12 protein-coding genes are annotated in these 15,131 nt (G+C 61.9%); 6 read left to right on the top strand and 6 right to left on the bottom strand.

Features of this window, described 5'->3' with window-relative positions; translation table 11 throughout:
- Positions 1 to 148 precede the first annotated feature (148 nt).
- Genes aroC through mltG form a run of 6 tightly spaced genes read left to right on the top strand, consistent with a single transcriptional unit; the run spans position 149 to position 7,241 of the window.
- Positions 149 to 1,249, top strand: a complete 1,101-nt coding sequence (aroC, locus tag IGB42_RS02795) for a chorismate synthase (protein ID WP_159666360.1) — start codon at positions 149 to 151, stop codon at positions 1,247 to 1,249.
- Positions 1,246 to 2,082, top strand: a complete 837-nt coding sequence (gene hpnD / locus IGB42_RS02790; protein WP_159666357.1) for a presqualene diphosphate synthase HpnD — start codon at positions 1,246 to 1,248, stop codon at positions 2,080 to 2,082. Before aroC ends, hpnD begins: the two co-directional genes overlap by 4 nt.
- A gap of 7 nt (positions 2,083 to 2,089) precedes the next feature.
- Positions 2,090 to 3,376: a hydroxysqualene dehydroxylase HpnE gene (gene hpnE / locus IGB42_RS02785; RefSeq protein ID WP_159666354.1), complete on the top strand. Its 1,287-nt coding sequence runs from the start codon at positions 2,090 to 2,092 to the stop codon at positions 3,374 to 3,376.
- Between the two features lie 16 nt (positions 3,377 to 3,392).
- Complete coding sequence (locus IGB42_RS02780; RefSeq protein ID WP_159666351.1) at positions 3,393 to 4,151, top strand: SDR family NAD(P)-dependent oxidoreductase; 759 nt, start codon at positions 3,393 to 3,395, stop codon at positions 4,149 to 4,151.
- Entirely contained in the window at positions 4,148 to 6,232 is a 2,085-nt protein-coding gene (locus IGB42_RS22120; RefSeq protein WP_159666348.1) for an ATP-dependent DNA helicase, read from the top strand. Before IGB42_RS02780 ends, IGB42_RS22120 begins: the two co-directional genes overlap by 4 nt.
- Positions 6,195 to 7,241: an endolytic transglycosylase MltG gene (mltG, locus tag IGB42_RS02770; protein ID WP_159666345.1), complete on the top strand. Its 1,047-nt coding sequence runs from the start codon at positions 6,195 to 6,197 to the stop codon at positions 7,239 to 7,241. The genes IGB42_RS22120 and mltG overlap by 38 nt, the downstream gene beginning before the upstream one ends.
- 189 nt (positions 7,242 to 7,430) lie before the next feature.
- On the opposite strand, the gene IGB42_RS02765 is transcribed toward mltG, so the two are convergent.
- From IGB42_RS02765 to IGB42_RS02740, 6 genes are all read right to left on the bottom strand, one after another.
- Entirely contained in the window at positions 7,431 to 8,702 is a 1,272-nt protein-coding gene (locus IGB42_RS02765; RefSeq protein WP_159666342.1) for a hypothetical protein, read from the bottom strand.
- A 299-nt stretch (positions 8,703 to 9,001) separates the two neighbouring features.
- Positions 9,002 to 10,045 (bottom strand): bifunctional UDP-4-keto-pentose/UDP-xylose synthase, encoded by a 1,044-nt coding sequence (locus tag IGB42_RS02760; RefSeq protein WP_159666339.1) that lies wholly within the window; start codon positions 10,043 to 10,045, stop codon positions 9,002 to 9,004.
- 59 nt (positions 10,046 to 10,104) lie between these two features.
- Positions 10,105 to 11,040, bottom strand: coding sequence for a formyltransferase (locus tag IGB42_RS02755; protein ID WP_159666336.1), 936 nt, complete (start codon positions 11,038 to 11,040; stop codon positions 10,105 to 10,107).
- Positions 11,037 to 11,987 (bottom strand): glycosyltransferase, encoded by a 951-nt coding sequence (locus IGB42_RS02750; protein WP_159666333.1) that lies wholly within the window; start codon positions 11,985 to 11,987, stop codon positions 11,037 to 11,039. The genes IGB42_RS02755 and IGB42_RS02750 overlap by 4 nt, the downstream gene beginning before the upstream one ends.
- Positions 11,988 to 12,058: 71 nt before the next feature.
- Positions 12,059 to 13,180: a DegT/DnrJ/EryC1/StrS aminotransferase family protein gene (locus IGB42_RS02745; protein ID WP_159666330.1), complete on the bottom strand. Its 1,122-nt coding sequence runs from the start codon at positions 13,178 to 13,180 to the stop codon at positions 12,059 to 12,061.
- 222 nt (positions 13,181 to 13,402) lie between these two features.
- Positions 13,403 to 15,061, bottom strand: coding sequence for a phospholipid carrier-dependent glycosyltransferase (locus tag IGB42_RS02740; RefSeq protein ID WP_159666309.1), 1,659 nt, complete (start codon positions 15,059 to 15,061; stop codon positions 13,403 to 13,405).
- Between the last annotated feature and the right edge of the window lie 70 nt (positions 15,062 to 15,131).

The raw sequence follows: 15,131 nt of genomic DNA, 5'->3' as shown, positions 1-15,131 counted from the left end.
CTTGCGGCACTGCAATACAGATTGCATCTTTCCCGCGCAGACTTGGTGAACGTGTTTGATGTAGCCGTTCTGGCTGGGTGCGCCCTCGTGGTAAAATCCACAGATTCAGAGAGATACATTCAGTGCTGCTGCACTGGCAGGAGAGGGCATGTCCGGCAATACGCTAGGTTTGTTGTTTACCGTTACTTCGTTTGGCGAATCGCATGGCGCCGGTATTGGCTGCGTGGTCGATGGTTGCCCTCCTGGCCTCGCCATTTCGGTGGAAGATATCCAGCTCGAGCTGGATCGCCGCAAGCCGGGCACCAGCCGCCATGTGACCCAGCGCAAGGAAGCGGACGAGGTTGAAATCCTCTCCGGCGTATTCGAAGGCAAGACCACCGGCACGCCGATTGCACTGCTGATCCGCAATACTGACCAGCGCAGCCAGGATTACGGCAAGATCGTCGAGACCTTCCGCCCCGGCCACGCCGACTACACCTACTGGCACAAGTACGGTATCCGCGATTACCGCGGTGGTGGCCGTTCTTCCGCGCGCGAAACAGCGGTGCGCGTGGCGGCAGGCGCCATTGCCAAGAAGTGGTTGAGCGAGTGCTACGGCGTGCTGATCCGCGGTTACATGAGCCAGCTGGGTGAAGTCGATATCCCGTTCCAGACTTGGGATGAAGTGGGCAACAACCCGTTCTTTTCCCCGAATGCCGAAATCGTGCCGCAGCTGGAAGACTACCTGGACGGTATCCGCAAGGAGCGTGATTCGGTGGGCGCCAAAATCACCGTGGTGGCAGAGAACGTGCCGGTGGGCTGGGGTGAACCGGTGTACGACCGACTGGATGCGGATATCGCCTTCAACATGATGAACATCAATGCGGTAAAGGGCGTGGAGATCGGCGCGGGTTTCAAATCCGTGGCGCAGAAGGGCTCCGTGCATTGCGATGAGCTCACGCCGGAAGGCTTTGCCAGTAATGAAGCGGGTGGCGTGCTGGGTGGTATTTCCACGGGGCAGGATATTGTCGTCAATATCGCGGTGAAGCCCACGTCCAGCATTGCGCAGGAGCGCCGCTCCATCGACAAGGCCGGCAACCCGGTGCTGATGGCCACTACAGGCCGACATGATCCGTGCGTGGGCATCCGTGCCACGCCGATTGCGGAAGCCATGCTGGCACTGACCCTGATCGACCATGCATTGCGCCACCGCGCGCAGTGCGGCGATGTGCACGTCGATACCCCGCGTATTCCCGGGAAGATTGCGTGACGCCTGATCAATACTGCGAAGAGAAAGCCGCTGCGAGCGGCTCCAGCTTCTATTACAGCTTCCGCTTCCTGCCGCTGGAAAAGCGCCGTGCGATCACCGCGCTGTATGCGTTCTGTCGCGAAGTGGACGACGTGGTGGACGAGTGCCACGACGAGAACGTGGCGCTGACCAAGCTCAACTGGTGGCGCGCCGAGCTGACCAATCTGTACGCCGGCAAGCCGCAGCATCCTGTCACCCAGGCGCTGCAACCGCAGATCAAGGCATACGATCTGCCGCAGGCGCATTTTGCCGAAATCATCGACGGCATGCAGATGGATCTGGAGCAGGCGCGCTACACCACCTTTGCCGATCTGCAGAAGTATTGCTATCGCGTGGCCTCGGTGGTGGGGCTGCTGGCGGCGCGCATTTTCGGCTATACCGATCCGCGCACCGAACAGTACGCGCATGACCTTGGCATTGCCTTCCAGCTGACCAACATCATTCGCGATGTAGGTGAAGATGCGCGCCGTGGCCGCATCTACCTGCCGGTGGAAGACCTGCAGCGCTTCAACGTGCCTGCAGCGGATATCCAGAATTACCGCGAAACCGATGCGTTCCGCGAATTGATGAACTTCCAGATCGAACGTGCGGAAAGCTGGTACACCAAGGCCATTGCCGGATTGCCCAAGGTGGACAAGAAGCAGCAGCGTACCGGCCTGATGATGGCCGCCATCTACCGCGCCACCCTGGCCGAGATCAAGCAGGATGGCCCGCAAAAAGTGCTGAACCAGCGCCTGTCCATCACGCCGATCCGCAAGCTGTGGCTGGCGTGGAAAACCTACTGGTTTGCCTGATCCGGGCATGATGCCGGCCCGCAAGCGTGTTGCCGTGCTGGGTGGCGGTTATGCCGGCATGGCCGCCGCTGCCGCGCTGGCCCGCGCCGGCCTGGCCATTTGCGTGCACGAAGCCGGCCCGGTGCTGGGGGGGCGCGCGCGCCGCATCAGCATCGACGGGCGCGATATCGATAACGGCCAGCACCTGCTGATCGGTGGTTATACCGGCCTGCTGGCGCTGATGCACGAAGTGGGTGTCGACCCCGATACAGCGTTCCTGCGTACGCCACTGGATCTGCGTGTACTGCCGGATTTCCATATGCGCTGCGCCCGACTGCCTGCACCGCTGCACCTGGTTGCTGCGTTGCTGGGTGTACGAGGGCTGAGCTGGCGCGAGCGCTGGGCATTGATCCGCGCGGTACGTGGGGCGCAATCAGCCAACTGGCAACTGGCGGCAGATCTGCCGGTGGCGGATTGGCTGGCACTGCAGGCACAGCCCGCGCCGCTGGTGGAATCATTCTGGCGGCCGATGACCGTGGCGGCGCTCAACACCCCATTGGAAACCGCCTCCACCCAGGTGCTGTTCAACGTGCTGCGCGATAGCCTGGGCGGCGCGCGCAGTGCCTCCGACTTGCTGTTTCCACGGCTGGATTTCTCTGCATTGCTGCCGGAGGCTGCGGCGAGTTATGTGATTGCACAGGGTGGCGAGGTCAGGCTGGGCAGCACGGTGCGGGGTATCACCAGAACGCCGCAGGGCTGGCGGGTGGAAGAGGATGAGTTCGACGCGGTGGTTTGCGCGCTGCCGCCACACCGGCTGGATATGGCGCTCGCGGATGTGGCCGCAGCACAGCCGGTGCTCTCCATGCTGGCCGACTGGGATTACCAGCCTATTGTGACGCTTTATCTGCAATACGCAGCCGATGTGGCGTTGCCACAGCCCATGGTGGGCGTGGCAGGGGGCTTGTCGCAATGGGTATTCGACCGCAATTACACCCATGCCACGCCGGGCTTGATGGCAGTGGTGCTGTCTGCACGTGGTGCGCATTCCGCGCTGGGGCAGGCCGAGCTGACCGAGGCTATCGTGGCGGAGCTGCGGCAGCATTTTGGCTGGGTAGCACCGGTATGGACACGCGTGATTGCTGAAAAGCGCGCCACGTTTGCATGCATCCCCGATCTGCAGCGCCCGGCCAACGCAACCGCCGATCCCACGCTGTGGCTGGCGGGCGATTACACCGCTGGCGATTACCCGGCCACACTGGAAGGTGCAGTACGCAGCGGCCTGGCCGCTGCTCGTGGGATAATCGCGGCAATCTGATCAGGAAATGGCAAGTATGAGTGACTGGAAAAACTACGCTGCGCCCGAAGGTGCATTCAAGGACCGCGTGATCCTGGTAACAGGTGCCGGGCAGGGCATCGGCGCCGCTGCCGCGCTGGCGCTGGCCGGGGCGGGTGCAACCGTCATCCTGTCTGGCCGCAACGAAAGGAAGCTTGCCCGCACCTACGATGCCATCGAGGCTGCTGGCGGCCCGCAACCCGCTGCGGTGCCCATGGATCTGGCCAAGGCCGGTGAAACCGAATTTGCCCAGTTGGGCATGTTGCTGCAGCGCGAATTTGGCCGGCTGGACGGTATCCTGCATGCCGCCAATGGCTTTGCATTCCTGTCGCCGCTGGCCAACCAGAAGCTGGATGAGTGGCTGGATGAATTCCGCGTGAACGTGGCCGCGCCGTTTGCGCTGACCCGCGCATTGACCCCGCTGCTTTCCGCTTCGCCGGATGCCGCGGTGCTGGTGCTGGGCGAGCACCACGCGCTGGATCCAAAGGCTTATTGGGGCGGCTATGCGGTATCGAAAGCGGCACAGGGTGCCTGGGTGAAGATCGCTGCCGACGAGTGGGAGAAACAAGCCAACCTGCGCATCAACTGGCTGATTCCCGGCCCGATCCAGAGCCCGTTCCGTACCACCACCCATCCCGGTGAGGTCAAGGACGAAAACCCGCCGCTCGAAGCCATCCTGCCGGCCATTCATTACTGGCTGGGTAGTGCCAGCACCGGCCAGACCGGCCAGACCCTGGTTTTCAACCCGCCGCAATGACACTGGATGAAGCCTTTGCCGAAGATGGCCCGTTTGGCGAAGCATTTCCTGGCTACAAGCTGCGTACACAGCAGCTGGAAATGGCGCATGCCGTTGCCGATACGCTGAACGAGCGCGGCCAGCTGATTGCCGAGGCCGGCACCGGCACGGGCAAGACCTTTGCTTACCTGGTGCCTGCGCTGCTGTACGGTGGCAAGGTGATCGTCTCTACCGGTACCAAGACGTTGCAGGATCAGCTGTTCCAGCGTGATATCCCCACCGTGCGCGATGTGCTCAAGGTGCCGGTCACCGTGGCGTTGCTCAAGGGCCGTGCTAACTATGTTTGCCATTACCACCTGGAGCGCGCGCGGCATGAAGGCCGCTTCATGCGCAAGGAAGACATCCTCGACCTGCAGAAGGTGGAGCGCTACGCGAAGGTAACCATGTCCGGCGACAAGGCCGCCTGTCCCGGCGTGCCGGAAGATGCGCCCATCTGGGCGCACGTCACCAGCACGCGCGATAACTGCCTGGGGTCCGATTGCCCCAACCACAAGGAATGCTTCGTGCTGAAGGCACGCAAGGACGCACAGGAGGCTGACGTGGTGGTGGTGAATCACCATCTGTTCTTCGCCGATGTGTGGCTGCGTGACGAAGGCGCCGGTGAGCTGCTGCCTGCCTGTAACGCGGTGATCTTCGACGAAGCCCACCAGTTGCCGGATGTGGCCAGCCTGTTTTTTGGCGAAACCATTACCTCCGGCCAGATTGTGGAGCTGGCGCGCGATGCACGCGCCGAGGCACTGGTGGTGGCCAAGGATTACGTGCACCTGCCGCAAGCGGCAGAAGCACTGGAAAAGGCGGTGCGCGATTTCCGGCTGGTGTTCCGGCCGGAACCCACACGCATGCCGCAGCACGAGATGGGTGTGAAGTTTCCCGCCTATACCGATGCGCTGGCGCTGATGATAGACAAGCTGGCCGCGCTGGAAACGCTGCTGGCCGCTCAGGCCGAACGTGCCGAGGCCCTGGCCAAATGCCATGAGCGTGCCAAGATCATGCACGAAGGGCTGGAAAGCTGGCAGGAAGGCGCGCCCAATGCACCGGTAGCGCAAACCGCCAAACAAAAAAAAGCGCTGCCGCCGGCCCCGGATGGGGAAGCGGCAGAGGGTGAGGGCGCAGCAGCTGCCACGCCGCGTGGCAAGCCGGCTGCGGAAGAATCCATCCACTGGATCGACCTCACCAACCACGGCTTTCTGTTGCATGCCACGCCGCTCAATATCGCCAAACTGTTCCAGAAGCAGCTGAACGCCGGCCAGAAGGCATGGGTGTTTGCCAGCGCCACGCTGGCGGTGAACAACAGCTTCAAGCATTACCAGCATGAGCTGGGCCTGTGGGACGCGCGCACCGAAACCTGGGAAAGCCCGTTCGATTACAAGCAGCAGGCAGCGCTGTATGTGCCGCGTGACATGCCCAACCCCAATACGCCCGACTTCACCCGCAAAGTGGTCGAGCGCGCGTGGCCGCTGCTGCAGATCACACAAGGGCATGCGTTCTTGCTGTTTACCTCGCTGCGTGCGATGCGCGAGGCGCATGAGCTGATCGTTGCCCAGTTGCAGGATGCCAAGCTCGATTGGCCGGTACTGCTGCAGGGGCAGGGCAGCCGTACCGAGCTGCTGGAGAAATTCCGCTCATCCCCGAATGCCATTCTGGTGGCCAGCCAGACCTTCTGGGAAGGCATCGATGTGAAGGGCGAGCAACTGTCGCTGGTGGTGATCGACAAACTGCCCTTCAGCCCGCCGGATGATCCGGTGCTGTCCGCGCGCATGGAGCAGATCGAGAAAAACGGCCGCAATGCCTTCATCGATTACCAGTTGCCGCATGCGGCGATCACGCTCAAGCAGGGCGCTGGCCGGCTGATCCGCGACGAGTTCGATACCGGCATCCTGATGATTGCCGACAACCGCCTGGTCGACAAACCCTACGGCAAGGTGCTGTGGAAGAGCTTGCCGCCAATGTTCCGCACCCGCGAGCTCGATACCGTTCAACGCTTTTTTGAGGCTAAGCGCGCTAATGGCCGCCCCACGACGCAAACCGACCCCGAAGAATAAGAAGTCCGGCCTCGGCTGGTTTGGCAGGCTGCTGGTATTGGCAGTGCTGCTGGCCGGGGCTGCAGCAGGCTATGTGGGCTGGTATGCATACCAGCCCATCGCGTTGCAGGATGGCGCCACGCCGTTGCGCTTTACCTTGGGGCCGGGTAGCGTGAAGCGCTCCGCCGAGCAGTTGTACCGCCAAGGCGTGATCGATTCGCCCGCGCTGTTCCTGTTGCTGACCAAGGCCACCGGCAACGAGCGCCAGATCAAGGCTGGCGTTTACCAGCTCGACAAACCACTGACGCCGCTGGAACTGATCGCCAAGCTGGCGCGTGGTGATGCGGTACAGCTGGCGTTTACGTTGATCGAGGGCTGGAACTGGCGCGACCTCAAGCAGGCGCTGGCGCTGCAGCCGGAGCTCAAGCACGACATTGCCGGCCTGAGCGATGCGCAGATCGCGCAAAAATTGGGCATCGCCGCCGGCCACCCGGAAGGGCAGTTCTTCCCGGATACCTATTTCATCGATCTGGGCAGCAGCGATCTGAAACTGCTGGCGCGCGCACATGCGCGGCTGCAGGAAAAGCTCGATGCCGCGTGGGCGCAGCGCAGCCCGGGCATCCCGGTGAAAACACCGTACGAGGCACTGATCCTGGCTTCCATCATCGAGAAGGAAACCGGCCTCGATAGCGACCGCGCGATGGTGGGCAGCGTGTTCACCAACCGCCTGAAAATCGGCATGCGGCTGCAGACCGATCCCAGCGTGATCTACGGGCTGGGTGCGGATTTCGATGGCAACCTCACCCGCACGCACCTGCAGACCGATACACCGTACAACAGCTACACGCGTGCCGGCCTGCCGCCCACACCGATTGCCATGCCGGGCAACGCTGCCTTGCTGGCAGCCACGCAGCCGGCGCAATCGAAGGCACTGTATTTCGTGGCACGTGGCGATGGCAGCTCGGCATTTTCCGAAACGCTGGATGCGCACAACGCTGCGGTACAGCGCTTTCAGCGTGGTGCACGCTGACTGCTAGCTGCCCCGCGGTATCGGCCAGGCGCACGGCTGCGGATTTGCATACCGGACTGCTCGATGCGCTGTATGCGTGTAAATGCAGCGCTTCCACATCGCTGGCCGGCAGTTTGGAGTGCAGCACTGGAAATCCCTTAGGCACGGGCTGGCAGGTACCGGCCAGCCCGATCAAGCGCCTGCTGCCTTTCAGTCTACCGAGACATTGATCGGCGTGGCGCCAACGACATTGTCCCAGCCGTTGGCATCGACCCCTTCGATCACCACCAGGTAAAGGCGGTGGCGGCCTTTGGGCAGGCCGCCTGTATTGAGCTTGACCTGTATACCGCCGCTCCACACCGTCCAGTCTTGCAGTTCACGGACAGTGGCATCGTGCAGGTCAACGCTGTCGCGCAGCTCCACGCGTTTCCAGGCCGGCTGGTTATCGTTGCTGATGAGGATCCTGCTGTCGTCTGAATACACCTGACGCACATCCGGTTTGGGCAGTGGATTGTCCACACCATCTTCACGCTGACCAAAGTTGCCGAAGTAGTTCTGCTCGATGAAGTAGCGCAGCCGCAAATCCGGATCGGCATAGATTTTCTCCGCTTGCCGGTTCTGGCTGATATAGGTGTGGCCATTCTTGTGCACGCGGGTAATCACCTTGCCGTCCTGCAGGCCCTGTGTGCCGGTATAGATCAGCGTTTCCATCAATGCCCAGTCACCGTTATGGTCCGGTGCGATGCCGCCCCAGTAGGTGCTCTGGTCGGTGGCAGAACGGTTGACGATGGTGATGACGCCGGTATTGGCCCAGTTGTAGATCTTGAATTCGCAATTGCCGTCCACCACCGAATCACGCCACACGATGCGCTCATGCTTCCATTGGTAGCTCTTGGTGTAGGGCTTGCCATCAAGCAGCAGCACATTGCGCACCCAATGCGCTTTGTAGATATAACGCTGTTCCGGAATGGCAAAGCCGGGGTCGAAACGGCGTACGGCGTTGTAGTGTGTGCTGTCTTCCGGCGTGAACAGTACTTTGCCGCGCTGCGGATCGTTTTGTACTGTGGTGGGGCCGCCCAGATTGTTGAAGGTCCAGCCGTTGCCATTGGCCATGCTGCTGCCGGTGGCCGTGGCTTCGATCATGCCGCCAGCCCCCCCAAGGAAGGTCTGGGTGGCGTTATTGCTGCCGAAGTGCCCATCCAGATTGATCATCTCGCCATGCCGGTACGATACGGGTGCGAGTGTCGGAGTGGGCTGCGGCGGCACGGTCGGCTTCACCGTCGGTATGGCAGTCGGTACTGCAGTCGGTTTCGGCGTGGTGGTTGGCTTGGGCGTAATGGTCGGTTTTGGCGTCGCAGCAGGCTTTGGGGTCACCGTTGGTTTGGGCGTGGCGGGTACCGAAGTCGCGGTGATGACGAGGCGCGGTCTTGGTGTCGGCGCCGGTGTCGTTGCGGCATGCACCCCCAGGGATGCTGCCAGCATGAGGGTGGCCATCGAGGCGGCGAATCGTTTGTTCGGTGCGTGCTGCATCGAAATCCTTACAAATTGTCGGGTTAACGAACGGAATGTGGTTTGGCATGTGAAATTTTGGCGTCATTCAGCCATGAAAGCAGACCGCTGCCTATGCGGCGCTTGCCGAACGGTGCTTTGGCACGCTAGGCGGCGAACCCCGTGGCGCTCCATTCCTGGCCGGGGGCAAGGTTTGCCTATGCTGGACGGGAGCGAGGCGCATAAAAAAACACGGCCTGTAGGGCCGTGTTTTTGGGGGCGCATGCAGCTGGTCAATCCACCAGGCTGCGCGCTTCCGCTACCTGATCCTTGTACGCATCGAAGATGCCCTTGAGCGCATCCGCCATGTTCACCGTAGGCGCCCAATCCAGATCGGCCTTGGTGTTGTCGATCTTGGGAACGCGGTTCTGCACGTCCTGGTAGCCTTTGCCGTAGTACTCGCCGGAGGTGGTTTCCACCACGTCCACCTTGGCCACGCCTTCCGCGTATTCCGGGTACTGGCGCGCCAGTTCCAGCATCATGGTGGCCAGCTCGCGCACCGAGTAATTGTTGCTGGGGTTGCCGATGTTGTAGATCTGGCGGGTGGCTTTGCCATCGGTATTGGCAATGATCTTGACCAGCGCATCGATGCCGTCATCGATATAGGTGAATGCACGCTTCTGGTTGCCGCCATCCACCAGCTTGATGGTTTCACCGCGCACGATATGGCCGAGGAACTGCGTGATCACCCGCGAAGAGCCTTCCTTCGGGGTGTGGATGCTGTCGAGCCCGGCGCCAATCCAGTTGAACGGGCGGAACAGCGTGTAATCGAGCCCTTCCTGCTGGCCGTAGGCGGCAATCACGCGGTCCATCAACTGCTTGGAGCACGCGTAGATCCAGCGCGGCTTGTTGATCGGGCCGTACACCATGTTGGAGTTGTCCGGATCGAACTCGCCGTCTTCACACATGCCATACACTTCGGATGTGGACGGGAACACCACGCGCTTCTTGTACTTCACGCACCATTTGATGATGGGCAGGTTGGCTTCGAAATCGAGTTCGAACACGCGCAGCGGTGCCTGCACATAGGTGGCCGGCGTGGCGATGGCCACCAGCGGCAGCACCACGTCGCACTTCTTCACGTGGTATTCGATCCATTCCTGGTTGATGGTGATGTCACCCTCGAAGAAATGAAAGCGCGGGTGCGCCAGAAACTCGGCAATCTTGCCTGTGTGCATGTCCATGCCGAAAACCTCCCAATCGGTGGTCTCCAGGATGCGCTTGGTCAGGTGGTGGCCGATAAAGCCGTTGACGCCGAGGATCAGCACTTTCTTCATGACGGGTTCCTTTGTAAATCGTTGGGCCGCAGTTTACGCGATGCGGCCACGCTATCCTGTTACGACTGTTGCAGCGCCAGCGGGTGGCGGCCCAGCAGCTCGTCGAAGCGGCCGGTATCGAGTGGTGCATCGTTCCAGCTTGCCGCCAGTACTTTCAGGCAGCCCCCATCGCCGGCACGCAGCCACAGGCTGCCTGCCGCTGCCCATAACACCGGTGTAGTGCCTGTTGGCAGGCCGGGTGGCGCATCTGCATGCAGCGTGCGCCAGATGGTCAGCCTTGTGCCGGCCAGATCGCAGAATGCACCGGGGTAGGGGATGGTGACCGCGCGCACCAGGTTGTGGATTTGCGCGGCGGACTGTTGCCAGTCCAGCCGGCCATCCTCGGCCTTCCTGCCGCCGAAGTAGGCACCCTGGCTCAGGTCTTGTGGCGTGAAGCGGGCGGTGCCGGCAAGCAGCGCGGGCAGGCTGCGCTGCAGGCAGATTTCCGCGGCCACCAGCACCTTGTCGAATACTTCCTGCGCGGTATCGTCCGGCAGGATGGGCACCGCATGCTGATCGACGATGGGGCCGTTGTCCGGCTTGATGTTCATCACGTGCAGCGTGGCGCCGGTTTCGGTCTCGCCGTGGATCACCGCCCAGTTGATCGGCACGCGGCCGCGATACCGGGGCAGCAGCGAACCGTGCATATTGAACGCGCCATGCAATGGCGCCGCCAGCAATGCGGCCCCCAGCATGTTGCGGTAATAGAACGAGAACAGGAAATCGGGCTTGAGCGCGGCAATGCGCTGTTCGATTTCCGGTGTGTTCGGGTTTGTCGGAGTGATGAAGGGGATGCCGTAATCGCGGCAGGTTTGCGCCACTGATGCAAACCAGATGTTCTCGCCGGGGTTGTCTTCGTGCGTGACCACCAGTTGCACATCCACACCCTGTGCCAGCAGCACCTTCAGGCAGCGCACACCCACGTTGTGGTAGGCAAAGACCACGGCGCTGCTCATGCCGCGTCGTCCTGTCTGCTTTCGAGTACCGCAGCAATCAGGTAGCGGGGGCGCTGGCGCACTTCGTGATAGATGCGGCCGATGTACTCGCCCAGCAGGCCGATGCCGAACAGTGCAAGGCCGACCAGGAAGAACACCAGTGCAAACAGCGTGAACAGCCCGCCTTCTTCCGGCCCGATGATCAGGCGGCGCCCCAGCAGCAGCAGGAACAGGCAACCCGATCCCAGCGATACCAGCATGCCCAGCATCGAGAACGCCTGCAGCGGCACGATGGAAAACCCCGTCATCAAATCGAAATTGAGGCGGATCAGGCTGTACAGCGAATACTTGGATTCACCGGCAAAGCGTTCTTCGTGGCCGACCACCACTTCGGTGGGGTTTTGCGAGAACGAATACGCCAGCGCGGGGATGAAGGTATGCATCTCGTTGCATTGATTGATGGTATCGATGATGCGGCGGCTGTACGCGCGCAGCATGCAGCCCTGATCGGTCATCTTGATCTTGGTGAGCTTCTCGCGCAGGCGGTTCATCGCGCGGCTGGCCAGATGGCGCCATGCCGAATCGTTGCGCTTGCGGCGGATGGAGCCCACGTAATCATGGCCCTTGTCCATTTCATCCAGCAGCGTTTTGATGTCTTCGGGCGGGTTTTGCAGATCGGCATCCAGCGTGACGATCTGCTGGCCGCGCGCATGCTCGAAGCCGGCCAGGATGGCACGGTGCTGGCCGAAGTTGCCATTGAACAGGATCACCCGTGTCACGTCCGGCCGCTTGTGGAACTGGTCTGCCAGCATGGCGGGTGATCTGTCGCGGCTGCCGTCGTTGACGAAGATGATTTCATACGGCTTGCCAAGCGCATCGAGCGCCGGATAAAGCCGGTCGAACAAGGCATGCAGGCCTTCTTCCTCGTTGTAGACGGGGATGACGACGGAAACGGTGGGCAGTGTCATAAACTCGGTCACGGTTGGGGCAAGGCCACGTTTGCACAGCGTGCAGGCACGGCCATGCCGGTGTTGCCAGGTTAACGCAGCGCGCCTTGCAAAACGCTGGCAAGCGCCGTGCATACGCGGTCGATATCGGTATCGTGCATGGCCGGGAACAGCGGCAGCGAAATGGTCGATGCCCCCACGGCTTCGGCATGCGGGTACATGCTTTCCCGGTAGCCCAGCCCACGGAAGTAGCTGAACAGGTGCAACGCAGGGTAGTGCACGCCGATGCCGATGCCGTGTTCCTTCATGCGGGCCAGGAATTCCGGCCGGCCGATGCTCAGGCGATCCAGCGGCAGCAGCGGCTGGAACATGTGCCAGTTGCTATCGTCCGACCAAACCGGCAGCGCCAGCCCCCAAGCGGGGTCGATCTGCCCGAAGTAGCGTTGCGCCAGCACCTTGCGGCGCGCGTTGAACGCATCGATATGCTTGAGCTGGCCCAAGCCGATGGCCGCGGCCACATCGGTGAGATTGTATTTGCCGCCGGGCAGTTCCACGTCCATGGTGCCGTCGGCAAAGCGGGTTACGCCTTGCAGCCGCCATTTTTCGAACAGACGTGCTTCTTCGGCATTGTTCAGCACCAGCGCACCGCCCTCGGTGGTGGTCATGTTCTTGTTGGCGTGGAAAGAGATCGAGCACAGATCGCCAAAGCTGCCGATCTTGCGGCCTTGCCAGGTGCTGCCTTGCGATTGGGCGGCATCTTCCAGCACGCGCAGGCCATGTTTTTCCGCGATGGTGTACAGGCGATCACGGTCTACCGGCAGGCCGGCCAGATCAACCGGCAGGATGGCGCGGGTGCGCGGCGTGATGGCAGCCTCGACCGCATCCAGATCGATATTGCGCGTGACCGGGTCGATATCCACCAGCACCGGCTTGCCGCCTGCGTGCAGGATCACGTTGACGGTAGCCACCCAGGTCAGCGGCGTGGTGATCACTTCATCGCCCGGCTGCAGGTTGATCAGCCGCAAGGCGATTTCCAGTGCGCCGGTGCCCGAATTGACCACGCGTACCGGGCGGCCGCCAAAGTAGCCGGATAGCGCAGCTTCGAATGCCGCCACCCTGGGGCCGGAGGTGATCCAGCCGCTGCGCAGCACATCGGCTACATCGGCTATCGTGTCTTCATCGATGCTGGGGCGGGTAAAGGGCAGGAAATCCATGCGTGTTCCTTTGATTCTCTAAAAGCCGCCAACAAAACCCTGCTGGCGGCGTTGTGCGGGGGCGCCGAGCCTCACTTGCTGTACGTCTTGGACTGCCTGCGTTTCGCGCGCCTCGCCGGCCACGCCTTGCCAGCACCGTTTCACCGGGTTTTGTATCGGCTCCAAAGCCGGTGGCCTGTTCACTATCTCTTATGAGTGCCACTCAGCGAAGCTGTTTGCCCATCAGGGCTTGGCCACCACCAGGCGCTTGGTGTCGCTATACAGGATATGCATGATCAGCCCCTGTGCCTTCAGTTTGTCGTAGCTATCCTGCTCCACCACGGCAACCGGTGCGGCATCCTCGCGCCAGCGCTGGATGAAGGTTTCCATGTCGATCAGCTTGTCCGGCTCGATCCCCTGGCCCAGGCGGAATTCATCCACGTACTCGACAAACTGCAGCGTGCGCTTCAGGTAGAACGGCAGCGTCTGGTCGTAAGAGCGCACGCTGTACAGCGTGCTGTTGGCGGCCAGCTGCGGGCGTACCGCCTCGGCCAGCGCGTAGCTTGATTTGCGCATCGCATATTCATTGTGGCCGATCATCGGGATCTGCCCGGCCACAAGCCCGGCAACAGCCAGCGTGGCGACCAGCCCGGCGGTGGATTTCTTCCATTGCATTACGGCTGCAATGGCGGCGAACAACAGCATGGCGCCGCCGGTGGCATACAGCCAGTTGGCATAGCCGGCATCGCCGGTGGCAACAGCGGCCTGCGCGGCCCGCGCGGCCAGTATCGGCGCGACGATCAGCAATGCGATGCCGGCCAGCAACAGCGTGATCACCAGCGCCCAGGCATTTTTCCGGCCCAGCCGTGGCAGCGAGGGGGCCGCCAGCATGGCCAGCGGCGGGAACATCGGCAGGATATACGACGGCAGCTTGGAACCGGATGCCGAGAAAAACAGCAGTACGAACGCAGCCCAAGCCAGCAGGAAGCGTTGCGGCTGGAAGCGCTGCCCGCCCTGTTTGCGCCAGCCGCTTTGCGCGATGGCAGGCAGCAATGCAGTCCATGGCAACAGCCCGGCCAGCAGGATGGGGATGAAGAAATGCCAGGGCTCTACCCGGCGCGCTTCTTCAGTGGCATAGCGCTGGAAATGTTCGTGGATGAAGAAGAAATGGGCAAACTCGGGGTTGCGGTGCGATACCAGCAGGAACCACGGCGCGGCCAGCAGCAGGAACAGCGCCAGCCCTTTGCCGAAATGCATGCGCGCCCATACTTTCCAGTCTTGTGTCCACAGCGTATAGCACACCAGTGCCGCACCCGGGATGACGATGCCGATCAGCCCCTTGGAGAGCGTTGCCAGCGCCATGGCCGCCCACGCTGCCAGCATGCCGTTGCGCTGCGCTTCCTTGCTGGCATCGTCGTGCTGCGCCCACAGGAAGCCGCACAGCACCATGGTCAGGAAGGCGGAAACACCCATATCCAGGCTGAGAAAATGCCCGTTGCCTATCCACCACGCACTGCTGCCCAGCAATGCCGCACCGCTCCAGGCAATGGCTTCGCCATCCGGCTCACGCCGGTACAGCCGGCGCAGTGTGGCAAACACCACCAGCACCGCGGCAAAGCCGGTCAGCGCAGGCCACAGCCGGGCTGCAAATTCTGATTCGCCAAATACCTTGTAGCTGCTGGCGGTCATCCAGTATTGCAGTGCGGGCTTCTCGAAATATTTGATGCCATTCAGGCGCGGGGTAACCCAATCGCCGCTGACGGCCATCTCGCGGCCGATTTCCGCGTAGCGGCCTTCATCGGGGGAGATCAGCTTGCGGTAGCCCAGGGTACCGAACCACAGCGTGGCGAACAGAAGCAGGGCCAGCCATTTGGCCCAGCGGGAAGAAGCAATCGATTGCATGCGGCAGTCTGTTGTTTTTGGCAGTACGGGATTGTAATGGAGTAGGCGCGAGAAACTGTGAAGTTGTCGC

This window comes from Andreprevotia sp. IGB-42 (assembly GCF_009848685.1).
Classification (GTDB): Bacteria; Pseudomonadota; Gammaproteobacteria; order Burkholderiales; family Chitinibacteraceae; genus Andreprevotia.
The sequence above is the reverse complement of the archived record's forward strand: the minus strand, read 5'-3'. Positions and strand labels throughout refer to the sequence as shown.